The sequence below is a fragment of the Bradyrhizobium sp. USDA 241 genome (assembly GCF_049739505.1).
Taxonomy (GTDB): domain Bacteria; phylum Pseudomonadota; class Alphaproteobacteria; order Rhizobiales; family Xanthobacteraceae; genus Bradyrhizobium; species Bradyrhizobium liaoningense.
In genome coordinates this window covers 1,554,051-1,569,169 of record NZ_JBMGPZ010000002.1, presented here as the reverse complement: position 1 = coordinate 1,569,169, position 15,119 = coordinate 1,554,051, and the positions used below count along the sequence as shown (strand labels likewise).

Below are 15,119 nucleotides of genomic sequence, written 5' to 3'. Positions count from 1 at the left end.
GCATTGATCATGCATGATCTGAATCATGAATGACTTGCATCATGTGATGGCCGCCGCCGAAGCGACAATCACATTTTTGTCTGTTTGCACGAAGATCGATCGCGGAGCCGCAAGCGCGCTTGTTGTCGATCGCAGCCACCATGGCGCCGGCGGCGGCAAGCTCTCGATGGGGTGGGCTCGTGACCGTTCCGATGATCGGAGTGCTTGCCTTTGCAGCCCAGGCATGCGGCGCTGCCTGCCGATCATCCTCGGTGCGATCGGCGGTTGTCTCGGGTGCCTGGTGAACGGCCTCGCCCCGGCATGCCGATCGATTCCACTCAGCTGCCAGCCGCGCCGCGTCCAGGAGTGCGTGCGGCGTATGCACAACCGGGTGGAACAAAACGCCGGTTCCAGCCATGATGACGCATCTGGAGAGAAGCCATGCCGCAAACCGAACGTTCAACCTCGTTTCCCTCGCGCCTTGTCGGCCAATACGCTCTGGTGACCGGTGCCTCACAAGGAATCGGCCGCGCCGTCGCCGTCCGGCTCGCCCAGGAAGGCGCAACCGTCGCCATCAACTATTTCGAGAACGTGGAGCGGGCGGAGGAGACGCTCGCGCTCGCTCGGGCAGCTTCGAGCGACCGTGGCCACGGCGCGCCCGATCATTGCATCGTCAAGGCCAATGTCGGCGATGAGCAGGACATTGCCGCGATGTTCGAGACGATTCTTTCTCGCTGGAAACGTCTCGATTGTCTGGTCAACAACGCCGGCTTCCAGAAGGAATCGCCGAGCGAGGCGCTCGACGTCGAAACCTATCTCCGCATCATCGCCGTCAATCTCAATGGCGCGGTACTCTGCGCGCAGAAGGCGCTCGCTCACTTCGTCGCACGCGGCGGAGGCGGCAGCATCATCAATTGTTCGAGCGTCCACCAGATCATTCCAAAGCCCGGCTATCTCGCTTATTCGATCAGCAAGGGAGGCATGGCCAATCTGACGCGCACGCTGGCGCTCGAATTTGCCGGCCGGGGCATCCGCGTCAACGCGGTGGGGCCAGGCGCGATCGACACGCCGATCAATGCGGCATGGACCGGCGATCGCGAGAAGCGCGGCGTCGTCACCAGCCATATTCCGCTGGGCAGGGTCGGCACGCCGGAAGAGATCGCCGCCGTGTTCGCCTTCCTCGCCTCGGAGGATGCGAGCTACATCACTGGGCAGACGATCTATGCCTGCGGGGGCCTGACGCTATTCCCCGAATTCCGGGAGAATTGGGCGAGCTGAACCTCAGCTCGGACCATCCGCATCGGCGGGCCGCCGGTGCCCGCGGAGAAATCAGGATGGGTTGGGGGCTGCGGCGCCGTGTGCTATCGACCGTGGACGACGCGGCCGTTATTGGCAAGCGCCGACACAAGACGGGCTCGTGACCACAACCATCAACATCAATGCCTATAGCGACGCGCTCGTGGTTCTCGGCACCGCCGGCGTGGTGGTGCCGATCGTGCGCCGCTGGGGCATCAACCCCGTGCTGGGCTATCTCGGCGCGGGCGCCATTCTCGGTCCGCTCGGGCTTGGTTCGCTCGTTCAGAATCTCCCGTTCCTGTACTGGTTCACGGTGACGGACGCGCAGAATGTCGAGGGCATCGCCAATCTCGGCATCGTGTTCCTGCTATTCCTGATCGGGCTCGAACTGTCTTTCCGGCGTCTCGTCACGATGCGACGGCTGGTGTTCGGGCTTGGCGGCCTGCAGGTGCTGGCGACGTCCGCCATGATATTTGGCGCGGCGCTTCTCTCCGGGCAGAGTTCCGATACTTCCGTTATCATTGGCGCGAGCCTTGCGCTGTCCTCGACGGCCATCGTGCTCGAGCTTCTCTCCGCCGAGAGGCGGCTTGCGACCACAGCCGGGCGCGCCAGCTTCTCGGTCTTGCTGGCCCAGGACCTCGCCGTGGTCCCCATTCTCGTCTTCGTCTCGGTGCTCGGTGCAGGCAGCGGTGGCTCGGTCGTGACGCACATCTCCAGTGCGATCCTGAAGGCGGTCGTGGCGGTCGCTTTTCTCATTCTGATCGGACGGCTGCTGATGCGTCCGCTGTTCCAGATGGTTGCGGGAACCCATTCGACCGAGTTGTTTGTCGCGGCGACCTTGTTCGTCATCGTCGGCGCAGGGCTTGCCGCACACCAAGCCGGGCTGTCGATGGCGCTCGGGGCATTCGTTGCAGGACTGATGCTGGCGGAAACGGAGTATGGAAAAGCCATCGAGGCCACCGTCGAGCCGTTCAAGGGCCTACTGCTCGGCATCTTCTTCACCGTCGGCATGGCCATCGACTTCCGCGTGTTCATGCGCGAGCCTGTTTGGCTGCTGGCTGCCGTCATCAGCATTCTCGCCGGCAAGGCGATCGTGCTCATCATTCTGGGCCGCATCTTCAGGCTCTCATGGCCGGCGGCGATGGAGATCGGCTTCCTGCTGGGGCCCGTCGGCGAGTTCGCCTTCGTCAGCATCGGCATGGCGGCGGCCGCCGGTCTGATCGAGCCTCGTGTGTCGAGCTTCGTCGTCCCATCACCGCCGTGACGATGGCGCTGACGCCGCTCTTGGGCGCGCTCGGACGACGACTGGCCGCCAAGCTGGCTGACGAGCGCATCCTCGATCCCGAACTGACGGTTCAGCCGCCAAGTGACCGAACACAGGCCATCGTGGTCGGTTATGGCCGTGTTGGAAAAGTGGTCTGCTCGCTGCTTACCTCCCATGGCGTAGACTACATCGCGGTCGATCACGATCCGATCGCCGTGGCGCGCGACCGCCGCGACGGCCATAAGGTCTTCTTTGGCGACGCGACAGAACCGGGCTTTCTCGAAGCTTGCGGCCTGATGCAGACGACCGGTGTGATCATCACGATTCAGTCGCGAACGGCGATCGATGCCGTCGTCGAGCGGACCCGTGCGGTGCGGCCGGATGTGTTGATCGTTTCACGTGCGCGCGACGCTGATCACGCCCGTCACCTCTATGCAATCGGCGCAACTGACGCGGTGCCGGAAACCATCGAGGCAAGCCTGCAGCTTTCAGAAGCTGCGCTGGTCGGCCTCGGGGTCGCGGTCGGACATGCGATAGCCTCGGTGCACGAAAAGCGCGATGAGTTTCGGCGGACGTTGCAGCAAGCCGCCCACACGGCAGACCAGGAGAAATCTCAGCCATCGTCCATCGCAGGGCGTCCGTCCCGTCGACAGTGATCTGGAAAAGGCCGGGCTCGCGACCTACATCTGGTGCCATGTCAAACCCTCCGCTCCAGGACTTCGTCGGCCGGCACGAACGTCTGTTCGTGCTGACCGGCGCCGGCTGCAGCACCAATTCAGGCATTCCCGATTACCGCGACAGCCAGGGCAACTGGAAGCGGACCCAGCCGGTCAACTTCCAGGCCTTCATGTCGGACGAGCATACGCGCCGGCGCTATTGGGCGCGCAGCCTGATCGGCTGGCGGCGGTTCGGCCAGGCGAGGCCGAACGATGCGCATCATGCGTTGGCTCGGCTCGAGACGAACGGCCAGTGCGGGATGCTGCTGACCCAGAACGTCGATCGGCTGCATCAGTCGGCCGGCCACCGGCAGGTCATCGACCTGCACGGCCGGCTCGATCTTGTCCGCTGCATGGGCTGCGGCCGCAAGACGCCGCGCGACGAGTTTCAGCACGATCTTGGCCGCGCCAATGCGGCATGGCTGACGCTCGATGCCGCGGATGCACCTGACGGCGACGCCGATCTGGAGCACGAGGATTTTTCCTCCTTCGAAGTGCCGCCATGCGAAGCCTGCGGCGGCATCCTCAAGCCCGACGTCGTGTTCTTCGGCGAGAACGTCCCGCGCGACATCGTCGCCACCGCGCAGGATCATCTGGCGCAAGCCGACGCCATGCTGATCGTCGGCTCCTCGCTCATGGTCTATTCCGGCTTCCGCTTCGTCCAGGCTGCGGCGCGCCGCAATATTCCGATCGCGGCGGTCAACCTCGGCCGCACCCGCGCCGACGATCTCCTGACGCTCAAGGTCGAGGAGCGCTGCGAGACGGCGCTTGCATTCCTGCTCTGATCGCGCACGTGGCGCACACGCCTTGCCTATTGCATAGGTGCCAAGCAGAATAGCCGGGCGCGGCATGCATCTCGTCGTCCATGGCATGGAAATTGCTGCGCTTTTGTCCCCAGTCTTGACGACCAGCACGGAGAATTTGGAATGCTTGAGGGAGCCGAGGTGCGGCTTGCCGTTGATATCGGTGGCACGTTCACCGACATCGTGCTGGACGTGGGGCAAGATCGCAAAACCCGCAAGGTGCTGACCACTCCGCAGCGCCCCGAGCAGGCTGTGCTGGACGGCATGCGCCTCATTCTTGCCGATGCACGTGCGCATATCAGCGACATCGACGTCTTCATTCATGGCACGACGCTCGCGACCAATGCCATCATCGAGCGCCGCGGGGCCAAGACCGCGCTGATCGCGACCGAGGGCTTCCGCGACGTGCTCGATATCGGCACCGAAAGCCGCTACGACCAATATGATCTCGGCATCGACAAGCCGAAGCCGCTGGCGCCGCGCGGCCTGCGCTTCACGGTGCCCGAGCGCATTGACGCCCACGGTGCCGTTCGTCTCCCGCTCGACGAAGCGGCGGTGCGCGCACTCGCGCAGAGATTGCGTGAGCTGAAGGTCGAGAGCGTCGCAATCGCGTTCCTGCACTCTTATGCCAATCCCGAGCATGAGCGCCGCGCGGCCGCGATCATCAGTGATGAAATGCCCGGCATCTCCGTGACTGTATCGTCGGCAGTGTGTCCCGAGATCCGGGAATATGAGCGCACATCCACTGCGGTCGCCAACGCCTATGTGCAGCCGCTGATCGATGGCTATCTTGCCCGCATGGCCGATGCCCTGCAGGTCGAGCAGTTTCGCGGCGCCATCTATCTCGTGACCTCCGGCGGAGGCGTGACTTCGATCGAGACCGCGCGACGCTTTCCGGTGCGCCTCGTCGAATCCGGTCCCGCCGGCGGCGCGATCTTCGCGGCCCAGATCGCGGCGCGTCTCGGCGAGAGCAAGGTGCTCTCCTTCGACATGGGCGGCACGACCGCAAAAATCTGTCTGATCGAAAAGTACCAGCCCGAGACCTCGCGCGTGTTCGAGGTCGATCGCGCTGCGCGTTTCCTCAAGGGCTCCGGCCTGCCGGTGCGCATTCCCGTCATCGAGATGGTCGAGATCGGCGCCGGCGGCGGTTCGATCGCGCATGTCGACGCGATGAAGCGCGTCACCGTCGGTCCCGAGAGCGCCTCCTCGGAGCCGGGGCCTGCCTGCTATGGCCGCGGCGGTCAGCGCCCGGCCGTGACGGACGCGGACGTCGCGCTTGGCATGATCGATCCCGATGCGTTTGCTGCCGGCACGATCAAGCTCGACCCGGAGCTTTCGAAGCAGGCGCTGCTGCGGGACGTCGGCGACCCGCTTGGCCTTACCGCGGAAACCGCGGCCTATGCTGTCCACGAAGTCGTCTGCGAGAACATGGCGAGCGCGGCGCGCGTGCATGCGGTCGAGCGCGGCGAGATTATCGGCCAGCACACGCTGATCGCTTTCGGCGGTGCCGCGCCGCTGCACGCGGCCCGCGTCGCCGAGAAGATCGGCGTCTCTCGCGTGATCGTGCCATCGAATGCCGGTGTCGGCTCCGCCGTCGGCTTCCTGGCCGCGCCCATCGCCTATGAGCTGGTGCGCAGCCGTCATGTCCGGCTCGACGACTTCGACACCGAGGCCGTCTCTGACCTCTTGCAGGAGATGGTGACCGAAGCGCGTGCGCTGGTGGAGCCCGGTGCAGCCGGTGCGCCGGTGCGGGAGCGCCGCGCCGCCTTCATGCGCTATGTCGGCCAGGGCCACGAGATATCGGTCGAGCTGCCGAACCGGCGGCTGGCGACCGCCGATCTCGCCGGCCTGCGCCGGAAGTTCGAGGCGGATTATTCCGCGATGTTCGAACGGCCGATCCCGGGGGCTGCCATCGAGGTGTTGAGCTGGTCGGTGCTCGCCACCACCGAGGCGCGCAATCCCCCCACCGTCGCTTCCGTCGCACGCATGCCTGCGGCCAAGGCGTCCGGCAGCCGCAAGTTCTTCGACGGCCGCGCGGGCGAAGTGATCGAGATCCCGCTCTATCGCCGCGAGGACATGGCGCCGGGCGCAACGATTGCGGGTCCCGCCGTGATCGCGGAGGACGAAACTTCGACCTTCGTCTCCAACAGTTTTGACGCCCATATAGACGGTGCCGGCAGCATCGTCATGGAACGGAAGGCGGCCTGATCATGAGCAAGGCAAATGGCGCGAGCCTGATCGACCTTCAGATCATGTGGCACCGGCTGATCGCCGTGGTCGAGGAGCAGGCGCAGGTGCTGCTCCGCACTGCGTTCAGCCCGATCGTGCGCGAATGCGGCGACCTGTCGGCCGGCGTGTTCGACCTCGAGGGGCGCATGCTGGCGCAGGCGGTGACGGGCACGCCCGGCCACGTCAACTCGATGGCGGAATCGGTCAAGCATTTCATCACTCACTTCCCGATCGAGACGATGAAGGAAGGCGACGCCTACATCACCAACGACCCCTGGATGGGCACCGGCCATCTCAACGACTTCGTCGTCACCACGCCGTGCTTCAAGGATGGCAAGCCGGTGGCGCTGTTCTCCTGCACCAGCCACCTCATGGATATCGGCGGCATCGGCTTTGGGCCCGACGCCACCGACGTGTTCATGGAGGGGCTCTACATCCCCATGCTGAAGCTGATCGACCAGGGCGTCGTCAACGAGACGCTGATGGCGATGATCCGCACCAATACGCGACTTCCGATCGACACCGAGGGCGACACCTATTCGCTCGCAGGCTGCAACGACGTCGGCTGCGAGCGCCTGGTCGAGATGATGACCGAGTTCGGCATCGACACGCTGGACGAGCTCGGCGACTACATCTGCGACCGCTCGCGCGAGGCCGTGCTCGCCGAGATCGCCAAGCTGCCGAAGGGCAGCTGGCGCAACACGATGGTGGTCGACGGCTATGACGCGCCGGTGACGCTGGCTGCGACCCTGACGATCTCGGACGAAGGCATACACGTCGATTTCGACGGCACCTCCGCAGCCTCGAAGTTCGGCATCAACGTGCCCTTGTCCTACACCACCGCCTATACCGTGTTCGGCCTCGGCTGCGTCGTCGCCTCGCAGATCCCGAACAATGCCGGCTCGCTCTCGCCGCTGACGGTATCGGCGCCGGCGGGCGCGATTCTCAATGCGCCGAAGCCGGCGCCGGTCGCCTCGCGCCACATCATCGGCCAGATGCTGCCCGACGTCGTGTTCGGCTGCCTGCGCCAGATCATTCCCGAGCGCGTGCCAGCGGAAGGCACCTCGTGCCTGTGGAATCTCAACCTGCGCGGGCAGACGCGAAGCGGCGTCGGCGGCAATTACGGGTTCTCCATGGCGGTGACCTCCAACGGCGGCACCGGCGCACGCTTCGGCAAGGACGGGCTGTCCGCGACCGCCTATCCCAGCGGCGTGCGCGGCACGCCGGTCGAGATCGCAGAGACGCAGACGCCTCTGATCTTCTGGCGCAAGGAGCTGCGTCCGGATTCCGGCGGGGCAGGGCGCACCCGCGGCGGCCTCGGTCAGATCATCGAAGTCGGCAGCGGCGTCGACGCGCCGTTCGACATCTTGGCGGCGTTCGACCGCATTGATCATCCGCCGCGCGGCCGCGATGGCGGCCGGGACGGCGAGGCCGGCTATGTCGGTCTCAAGTCCGGAAAGAAGCTGCGGGGGAAAGGCTTTCAGCAGGTGCCGCCGGACGACCGGCTGGTGGTGCTGACACCGGGCGGCGCGGGCATCGGCGATCCCGCCAAGCGCGCGGGCGCGGCGGTCAATGACGACGTCGAAAGCGGACTCGTGTCCGTCGACAAGGCGGTCGCAGTTTATGGGTACTCGCGGTGACGCCAGGCGTCGTGCGCGTAGCAAACGGAGGGGTGCAATGATCACGCGACGGAACTTCACCGCGGGCGCAGCGACGCTGCTCGCCGCCGGCCACATCTCCACCCGCGCGCGGGCGGCGACGGTAAGCTGGGACATGTCGACGGTGTGGCCTGATGGCAATTTCCACACCCAGAACGCTTTTGCCTTCGCCGAGGAGGTGAAGAAGCAGAGCGGCGGCACGGTCAACATCACCGTGAAGGCGGGTGGTCAGCTCGGCTTCAAGGGCCCCGAGCACTTGCGCGCCGTGCGCGACGGCCTGGTTCCTCTCGCCGACGTCCTCAACATCCAGCAGGTCGGCGACGAGCCCTTCATGGGCGTCGAGAGCATTCCCTTCCTCTGCGGCTCCGTGGAAGAGCTCAAGGTGCTGCACAAATATGTGCGGCCCGAATACGAGAAGATCGCGGCGCGCAACAACCAGAAGATCCTCTACATCGTGCCGTGGCCGACGCAGTATCTGCATCTGAAGGCGAAGGTCGCCGATGTCGAGGGCCTGAAGAACATCAAGATCCGCGTGCCCGACAAGAACGCGGTCGACATGCTGAATGCGATCGGCATGGCGGCCGTGATGATCCCCTGGGGCGAGACGATTCCCGCGCTCGCTTCCGGCGCCGTGGCCGGCGTCTCCACCTCGTCGGTGTCGGGCGTCGACGGCAAGTTCTGGGAATTCCTGAAATACGTCTATCCGACCAACCACGTCTGGTCGTCGCAGATGCTCACCGTCAATCTCGATTCATGGAAGGCTCTCTCCGCCGATCAGCAGAAGCTGGTTGCGGATATCGCGGCGAAGATGGAGCCGGGCTTCTGGGCCAACTCGCTCAAGGCCGACGTCGACAGCCTCAACCGCCTGAAGGAAGGCGGCATGGAGGTGGTGCCGGTCTCGCAAGCCATGATGACGGACATCCGGGCCAAGACCGCGCCGCAGCTCGATGCCTTCCTCAAGCGCGTGCCGGCGGCCGACAAGCCGGTGCGGGCCTATCTCGCCGAAATGAAGCGTGGCTGAGGATGACGTCGTGGTGAGCATCTCGCCCGAAGCTCCGCAGAGCCTGAATGCAGCGGCGCCGGCGCCGCTGCGCATCCTGCTTGACGGAATCGATCGCCTCGGCCGGCTCGACGGCTGGATCGGCGGCGGCTGTCTCTTGATGCTGACGCTGCTGATGCTCTGCGAGGTCGCAACCCGCTTCCTGTCGAACTTCCTGCCGTTCTTCCCGCCCAGCATCTCGATCGCGTGGGAATATTCTTCTTATCTCATGGCGGCGTCCTTCACTTTCGGCGCCGCCATGACGCTACGTGTCGGCGGCCATATCCGCGTCGTGCTGCTCCTGAAGAACGTGCCGGCGCCGGTGCAGCGCGCGCTCGAGATTCTCTCGGCGGCGGCCGGCTTCGCCTTCATGGCGTTCCTGACCTCGGCCATGGCGAAATTCGCCTGGGGCGCGTTCGTGCGCGGCCAGGTCTCCACCTCGAGCGACACGCCGCTATGGTTTCCGGAAGCCGTCGTCACCTTCGGCATGCTGCTGCTCACGCTCCAGTTCCTGGCGCGCGCGATCCAGGCCGCGCTCGGCCTGCCGCTGGAGGATCATCGCATGAAGGCCTCGCCCGTCGAATGACCGCTTTGCTCGCTCCCGGATCCAAGATCGCATGACCATCGAAGTCGTCGCCCTGTTCGCGATCCTGTTTGCACTGCTGGCCTGCGGCGTCTGGATCGGCCTGACGCTTGCGCTCACCGCGACGCTGCTGCTCGCGATGTTCCGCTCGATCCCGCTCGACAAGCTGCTGCCTCAATACGCCTGGAACATCCTGACCACGCAGGAGCTGCTCGCGCTGCCGCTGTTCATCCTGATGGGCGAATTGTTGTTCCGCACCCGCCTGTCGCGCTCGCTGTTCCAGGGACTGGCGCCCTGGGCCGGGCTGCTGCCCGGCCGCCTGCTGCATGTGAACGTGATCGGCTGCACCATCTTCGCGGCGATCTCGGGCTCGTCGGCCGCGACCACGCAGGTGATCGGCCGCATGTCGCTCAACGAGCTGCTGCGCCGCGGCTATTCCCGCGACATCGCGATCGGCTCGCTCGCCGGCGCCGGCACGCTGGGGTTCCTGATCCCGCCGTCCAACATCATGATCATCTACGGCGTGCTCGGCGACGTCTCGATCCTGAAGCTGTTCACGGCCGGCGTGCTGCCGGGATTCCTGCTGGCCGCCACCTTCATGGCCTGGGTGATGCTGCATACGAGCCTCAATCCGACCATGGTGCCGGAAACGGAAGCCAAGCTCTCGCAGGTGCCATGGAGCGAACGCTTCGCCGCTCTGAAGGACCTCGCCCCGGCGCTGTTCCTGATCGCCTGCGTGCTCGGCTCGATGTATGGCGGCCTCGCGACGCCGTCGGAGGCTGCCGCCGTCGGCGTGCTCGGCGCGGCGCTCGTGGCGTGGGCGCAAGGCGCGATGTCGCAACAGGTCATGCGCGACGTGCTGATCGGCTCGGTCGTGACCTGCTCGATGATCGCGCTGATCGTGCTCGGCGCTTCGATTCTCGGCAATGCCGCAGCCTTCCTCGGCATCCCTCAGGCGGTGGCCGCCTTCGTCAAGGGGCTCGGCCTGTCGCCGTTCATGCTGATCGTGACGCTGATCGTCTTCTATCTCGTTCTCGGCTGCTTCCTCGACGGCTTCTCGATGATCGTGATGACGCTGCCGATCATGCTGCCGATCGTGAAGGGCGCAGGCTTCGACGAGGTCTGGTTCGGCGTCTTCCTCGTGCTCGCCGTCGAAATGGCGCAGATCACCCCGCCGGTCGGCTTCAACCTGTTCGTGATCCAAGGCCTGACCGACGACGGCCTCGGCTACATCGCCCGCGTGACGATGCCGTACCTCATGATCATGATCGGCTTCGTGCTGCTGCTGACGCTGTGGCCCGGCATCGTCACGATACTGCCGAAAGTGCTCTACGGATAAGCCACTTCGCTCCGGGACTGGCCGACCGAGGTCGAAACGGTCAGTGCCGCTGCCGTTTCAATTCGCCTCGTGCGTCAAAGTCGTCTCCTGCGCGCGTTCCGTGTTTGCACGCCCTGTGATCCGTCGTAAGCTGCAGCGGCAAGCAGAAGTACAACAGCAATCACACTAGTGAAGGTGGCTCCTTCGGCGCTATCCGCCGAAAGAGGGGATATCTGTTGGCGACTCGGTCCGATGGAGGACGATCGACGCGTACTGAACTGCAAATGCCCCCTCGCGGCCGCGCTCACGAGACGCAATCAACAAACACAAGAGCGGGAGGAAGTGCAAATGAGAAAGCAGTGGCTCAGCTCGGCCTTGCCTGTCGTCGTCGCTGCGACACTTGCAGCATCGGCGGCGTCGGCACAAGCCGTGGATACGGCCCGCATCGAGGCCGCCGGCCAGAACGACTGGCTCACCTATCACGGCTCGTACAAGTCCCACCACTACAGCCCGATCGCGCAGATCAACACGAACAACGTCGGCAATCTGGGCGTGGCCTGGATGCACATTCCCGGGCGATCGACACGCGGTCTGCAGTCCATGCCACTCGTGGCTGACGGGGTGCTCTACTATTCGGGCTCTTACAGCCGGGTCTTTGCGCTGAATGGCGCAACCGGCGAGGTCATCTGGTCTTTCTTTCCGGAACTGGACGAGGCGCTCATCAGCCGGCAGACCCACTCTCCCTACAACCGCGGCGTAGCTCTCGGTGAAGGCAAGGTGTTCGTCGGCACGATGGATGGGCGTGTCTTCGGGCTGGATTCGAAGACGGGAAAGGTCCTCTGGGAGACCAAGCTGATCGACTCGCAGAAGCTCACGGTCGGCTTTACCGGCGCGCCGCTCTACGCGAAGGGAAGCGTGATCATCGGCGCGCAAGGTGGCGAATGGCCAGGCCGCGGCCCGATTTTCTCGCTCGATGCCACGACGGGAAAGAAGAAGTGGGAATTCCTGACGGTCGCGGGCACCGAGGAGGCCATGAAGACCTGGGGCAACGAGTCCTGGCGCACCGGCGGTGGCGGCGGCTGGATGCCGGGCACCTACGATTCCGAGACCAACACCATCCTGTGGGGTACCGCGAACCCTGCGCCGCTCTACGACTGGTCGGGTGCCGACTACAAGACGCAAGGTGCGCGTCCCGGCGACAATCTCTATACGAGTTCGGTGATCGGCCTCGATATCGATACCGGCAAGCTGAAATTCTATCATCAGGAGCTGCCGCACGACGCCTGGGACTTTGACAGCTCCGTCGGCGAGTTCGTGATGCTCGAGCGCGACGGTCAGAAATACGTGGTTCATCCGAACAAGGGCGGCTTCGTCTTCGTCTACGACCGCAATCTCAAAGTGAAGAACGTCTGGCGGCTGGTCGAGAACATCAACTTCGTCAAGGATATCGACCCCAAGACCGGCGCGCTGATCGGCCGCCGCGATTTCTCCGTCGGGAAGGTCACTGAACCGCCTCTGTGTCCGTTCATCGGCGGCGGCATCAGCTGGAACGCCGGCTCATACAGCCCGAAGACCGGTCTCTACTACAAGATCGGCCAGGAATGGTGCATGACGCTGGACATCCAGAAGACGACACCGGTCACGACGCCGCAGGTCCAGCTCAACATCGGCGCCGATTTCAAGATGACGCCTCCTCCCGGCGGCGAGATCTATGGCCATCTCGACGCGCGTGATCCCATAACGGGAGCGAAGAAATGGGAGGTCCGCTATCCCGAGCCGCCGCTTGGAAGCGTGCTGTCGACGGCGGGCAATCTGGTCTTCGTGCCGGACTCCCGCGGTGTCCTCCACGCCTATGATGCCGAAACCGGAGCCGAGCTGTGGAAGCACAACAACGGCACCGGTCACCAGGGCGGCATCGTCAGCTACTCCGTCGGCGGCAAGCAATATATCGCCGTGACCGCGGGCTTCGGCGGCATGCTGGCTGACGAGTATGCGCCGAACTTCGGCGGCGTATACAAGAGCATGCCGCGTGACGACGGCGCGCTCGTCGTCTTCAGCCTGAAATAGTTGCCGCAAACGATCTGCAGGAGCGGGTGCAAGCCCGCTCCTTGCCGATCGCAACGGCCACCTGCTTCAGGAATGGAGTGGACGTGTTGAAGCTGCATTTGAGAACAGTTCCGGTAGGCGCCTCGTTGCTGTGTGCTGCAATGGCCCAAGCACAATCCGCGGCGCCTGCGCCCGAGAATGCGCCGTTCGAGGTCGAGCAGGTATTCGCGGGGACTTGCGGGTTTTGTCACTCCGACGGCGGCCGGGCCGTCGGCAAGGGGCCGCAACTGATGAATTCGCCGCGCGACGACGACTTCATTCGCAATCGCATCAAGTTCGGCAAGCAAGGCGCGATGCCGGCATTCGATGGCGCTTTCACCGACACGCAGATCGACCTGATCGTCAAATACATCCGCGCCTTGAAACCACGCGAAGGCTGAACCAGACCGCGATGCGTCCAGATGAGGGTGTGCAATGAAGGCGATCGTGCCGGTCATCGTCGCTGCCGCCATCGGGCTGCCGGGACCGGCGCAGGCGCGAACCCTGGACGCGATCCGTGCGAGCGGCGTGATCGGGCTGTGCGCGCATCCCAACTCGCTTCCCTTTGCCCGCAAGAGCGGCGAGCCGCCCGGCTTTCAGGTCGAGCTGGGACAGGTGATGGCCCGCGAGCTCGGTGTGGCGCTGAGGCTCGACTGGATCATCACGCAGTACCAGATGCGCAGCGCCGGCTGTGACATTCTCCTGGATGTCATCGCCGACCGCGAGGCACAAGGCGAAACACGTTTGAGGATTTCGAAACCGTATTATCGCACGGGCGTCGCGCTCGCGGTGCCGTCATCCAGCCCGCTCACCTCGTTCAAGAGTCTCAACGAAACGACCAAGGTGGGGGTGCAGGTCGGATCGATCGCCGCCATGATCATCGGCCAACGGCGCGTGCCCCTGTCGACGTTCGGCTTCGAGAGCGACAGCCTGGAGGCCGTGTCGAACCGCGAGATCGATGCTGCCGCTGTCACGCCCACGGCGGCGAGCTATTTCAATCTGACGCATCCGGACAATCCGCTCCGGATCCTGGATCGTGATGAGAGCATCGCCGATCTCAACTGGAATGTCGCCGTCGGCATTATCCGCCCGGACGATGCGTTGCGCGAGGCCATCGACCGGGCCCTGGAACGGCTGCGAGGCGACGGCACGATCGACCAGATCTACCGCCGCTATGGCATCGTGCTGCAGGCGCCGAAATAGTCGATCTGCACTCCGGAACGGCTTTCGTTGAATCGATTGCCGCGGCTCGTTCACCTCTCCCGCTTGCGGGAGAGGTCGCGCCGGTGCGCGGGTGAGGGCTTTCTCCTCTTGGGGATTGTCCCATTGGAGAAGCACCCTTTGCCCAACCCTCTCCCGCAAGCGGGAGAGGGAGCGCGCCTCCGTCGTTGCAGCGATCAAGCCTCATTCATCGTGTTTTACGCCGCGGCCTTCTTCCGCGCGAGCTCGGCCTTGTACAGCTCGAACTCCTCCGCGATCGCCCTGGCGATCGACGGGCGCTGGCGCAGGCGTTCGTAGTAGGTCTTCACGTTCGGCCATTTTGCAAGCTCTATCGGCGGCGTCGCCATGGTCCAGTTGATGACCGTGACGAGATAGGCATCCGCCACGCTGAAATGGTCGAGCAGGAAATCGCGGCCCTTCAGATAGTTGTCGAGATAGTCGAGCCGCGACAGGTTCTTTTCCAGCGCGTAGGCTTTGGTTTCCTGCGGCGCCTTGCGGTCGAGCACGGGGATGAACAGGCCCTTGTGCAGCTCGGTGCCGATGAAGCAGAGCCATTGATGCAGCCGGGTGCGCTCGATGCCGGCCCCGGCACCGAGGCCGGATTGCGGAAAGCGGTCGGCGACATATTGCAGGATCGCGGCGTTCTCGGTCAGCACCACGCCCTCGTCGGTGCGCAGCGTCGGCACCAGGCCGATCGGATTGACGGCCCGGAAGTCGGAGCCGTCGTTCAGCACTGTCTTGGTCGGCGGATCGACTTCGAGATAGTTCGCCTCGGCGCCGGCTTCATACAGCGCAACGCGCGTCGCCATGGAGCAGGCGAGCGGCGAGAAATAGAGATCCATCTGTAGCCTCCTTGGGCAATTCTCTGGAAGTTTCGCTCAACCTGGCCAGATTGATTTTTGTACTGTCTTGCATAATATATCCGGGG

14 protein-coding genes are annotated in these 15,119 nt (G+C 64.4%); 12 read left to right on the top strand and 2 right to left on the bottom strand.

What is annotated here, in order from left to right:
* Nucleotides 1–7 precede the first annotated feature (7 nt).
* Nucleotides 8–397 carry a hypothetical protein gene (locus ABIF91_RS08720; RefSeq protein ID WP_028178989.1) on the bottom strand — a complete coding sequence of 130 codons (390 nt, stop codon included), beginning with the start codon at nt 395–397 and terminating at the stop codon, nt 8–10.
* Between the two features lie 23 nt (nt 398–420).
* Here ABIF91_RS08720 and ABIF91_RS08715 point away from each other — a divergent pair, with 23 nt between their 5' ends.
* The 12 genes from ABIF91_RS08715 to ABIF91_RS08660 all read left to right on the top strand — a co-directional run bounded on the left by ABIF91_RS08715 (nt 421) and on the right by ABIF91_RS08660 (nt 14,173).
* Nucleotides 421–1,257 carry an SDR family oxidoreductase gene (locus ABIF91_RS08715; protein ID WP_028178990.1) on the top strand — a complete coding sequence of 279 codons (837 nt, stop codon included), beginning with the start codon at nt 421–423 and terminating at the stop codon, nt 1,255–1,257.
* Between the two features lie 139 nt (nt 1,258–1,396).
* Nucleotides 1,397–2,539: a cation:proton antiporter gene (locus ABIF91_RS08710; protein WP_424579053.1), complete on the top strand. Its 1,143-nt coding sequence runs from the start codon at nt 1,397–1,399 to the stop codon at nt 2,537–2,539.
* Nucleotides 2,540–2,541: 2 nt separating this feature from the next.
* Complete coding sequence (locus tag ABIF91_RS08705) at nt 2,542–3,195, top strand: NAD-binding protein (RefSeq protein WP_347335861.1); 654 nt, start codon at nt 2,542–2,544, stop codon at nt 3,193–3,195.
* A 38-nt stretch (nt 3,196–3,233) separates the two neighbouring features.
* A complete protein-coding gene (locus tag ABIF91_RS08700; RefSeq protein ID WP_028178991.1) occupies nt 3,234–4,040 on the top strand; it encodes an NAD-dependent protein deacetylase in 807 nt (268 codons plus the stop codon).
* Between the two features lie 141 nt (nt 4,041–4,181).
* On the top strand, nt 4,182–6,266 hold the full coding sequence (locus ABIF91_RS08695; RefSeq protein ID WP_028178992.1) for a hydantoinase/oxoprolinase family protein: 2,085 nt from the start codon (nt 4,182–4,184) through the stop codon (nt 6,264–6,266).
* Between the two features lie 2 nt (nt 6,267–6,268).
* Nucleotides 6,269–7,927: a hydantoinase B/oxoprolinase family protein gene (locus ABIF91_RS08690; protein WP_028178993.1), complete on the top strand. Its 1,659-nt coding sequence runs from the start codon at nt 6,269–6,271 to the stop codon at nt 7,925–7,927.
* A 37-nt stretch (nt 7,928–7,964) separates the two neighbouring features.
* The gene (locus ABIF91_RS08685) at nt 7,965–8,966 is read left to right on the top strand and encodes a TRAP transporter substrate-binding protein (protein ID WP_028178994.1); all 1,002 of its coding nucleotides are present in this window, start codon (nt 7,965–7,967) and stop codon (nt 8,964–8,966) included.
* A gap of 10 nt (nt 8,967–8,976) precedes the next feature.
* Nucleotides 8,977–9,570, top strand: a complete 594-nt coding sequence (locus ABIF91_RS08680) for a TRAP transporter small permease subunit (RefSeq protein WP_028178995.1) — start codon at nt 8,977–8,979, stop codon at nt 9,568–9,570.
* Between the two features lie 31 nt (nt 9,571–9,601).
* Entirely contained in the window at nt 9,602–10,906 is a 1,305-nt protein-coding gene (locus ABIF91_RS08675) for a TRAP transporter large permease (RefSeq protein WP_028178996.1), read from the top strand.
* A 327-nt stretch (nt 10,907–11,233) separates the two neighbouring features.
* Nucleotides 11,234–12,952 (top strand): pyrroloquinoline quinone-dependent dehydrogenase, encoded by a 1,719-nt coding sequence (locus ABIF91_RS08670; protein ID WP_028178997.1) that lies wholly within the window; start codon nt 11,234–11,236, stop codon nt 12,950–12,952.
* 83 nt (nt 12,953–13,035) lie between these two features.
* Nucleotides 13,036–13,371, top strand: a complete 336-nt coding sequence (locus ABIF91_RS08665; protein ID WP_162131063.1) for a c-type cytochrome — start codon at nt 13,036–13,038, stop codon at nt 13,369–13,371.
* 34 nt (nt 13,372–13,405) lie between these two features.
* Nucleotides 13,406–14,173 (top strand): substrate-binding periplasmic protein, encoded by a 768-nt coding sequence (locus ABIF91_RS08660; protein WP_424579052.1) that lies wholly within the window; start codon nt 13,406–13,408, stop codon nt 14,171–14,173.
* Nucleotides 14,174–14,388: 215 nt separating this feature from the next.
* Here ABIF91_RS08660 and ABIF91_RS08655 read toward each other — a convergent pair whose 3' ends face one another.
* Nucleotides 14,389–15,033 carry a glutathione binding-like protein gene (locus ABIF91_RS08655; protein ID WP_028179000.1) on the bottom strand — a complete coding sequence of 215 codons (645 nt, stop codon included), beginning with the start codon at nt 15,031–15,033 and terminating at the stop codon, nt 14,389–14,391.
* Between the last annotated feature and the right edge of the window lie 86 nt (nt 15,034–15,119).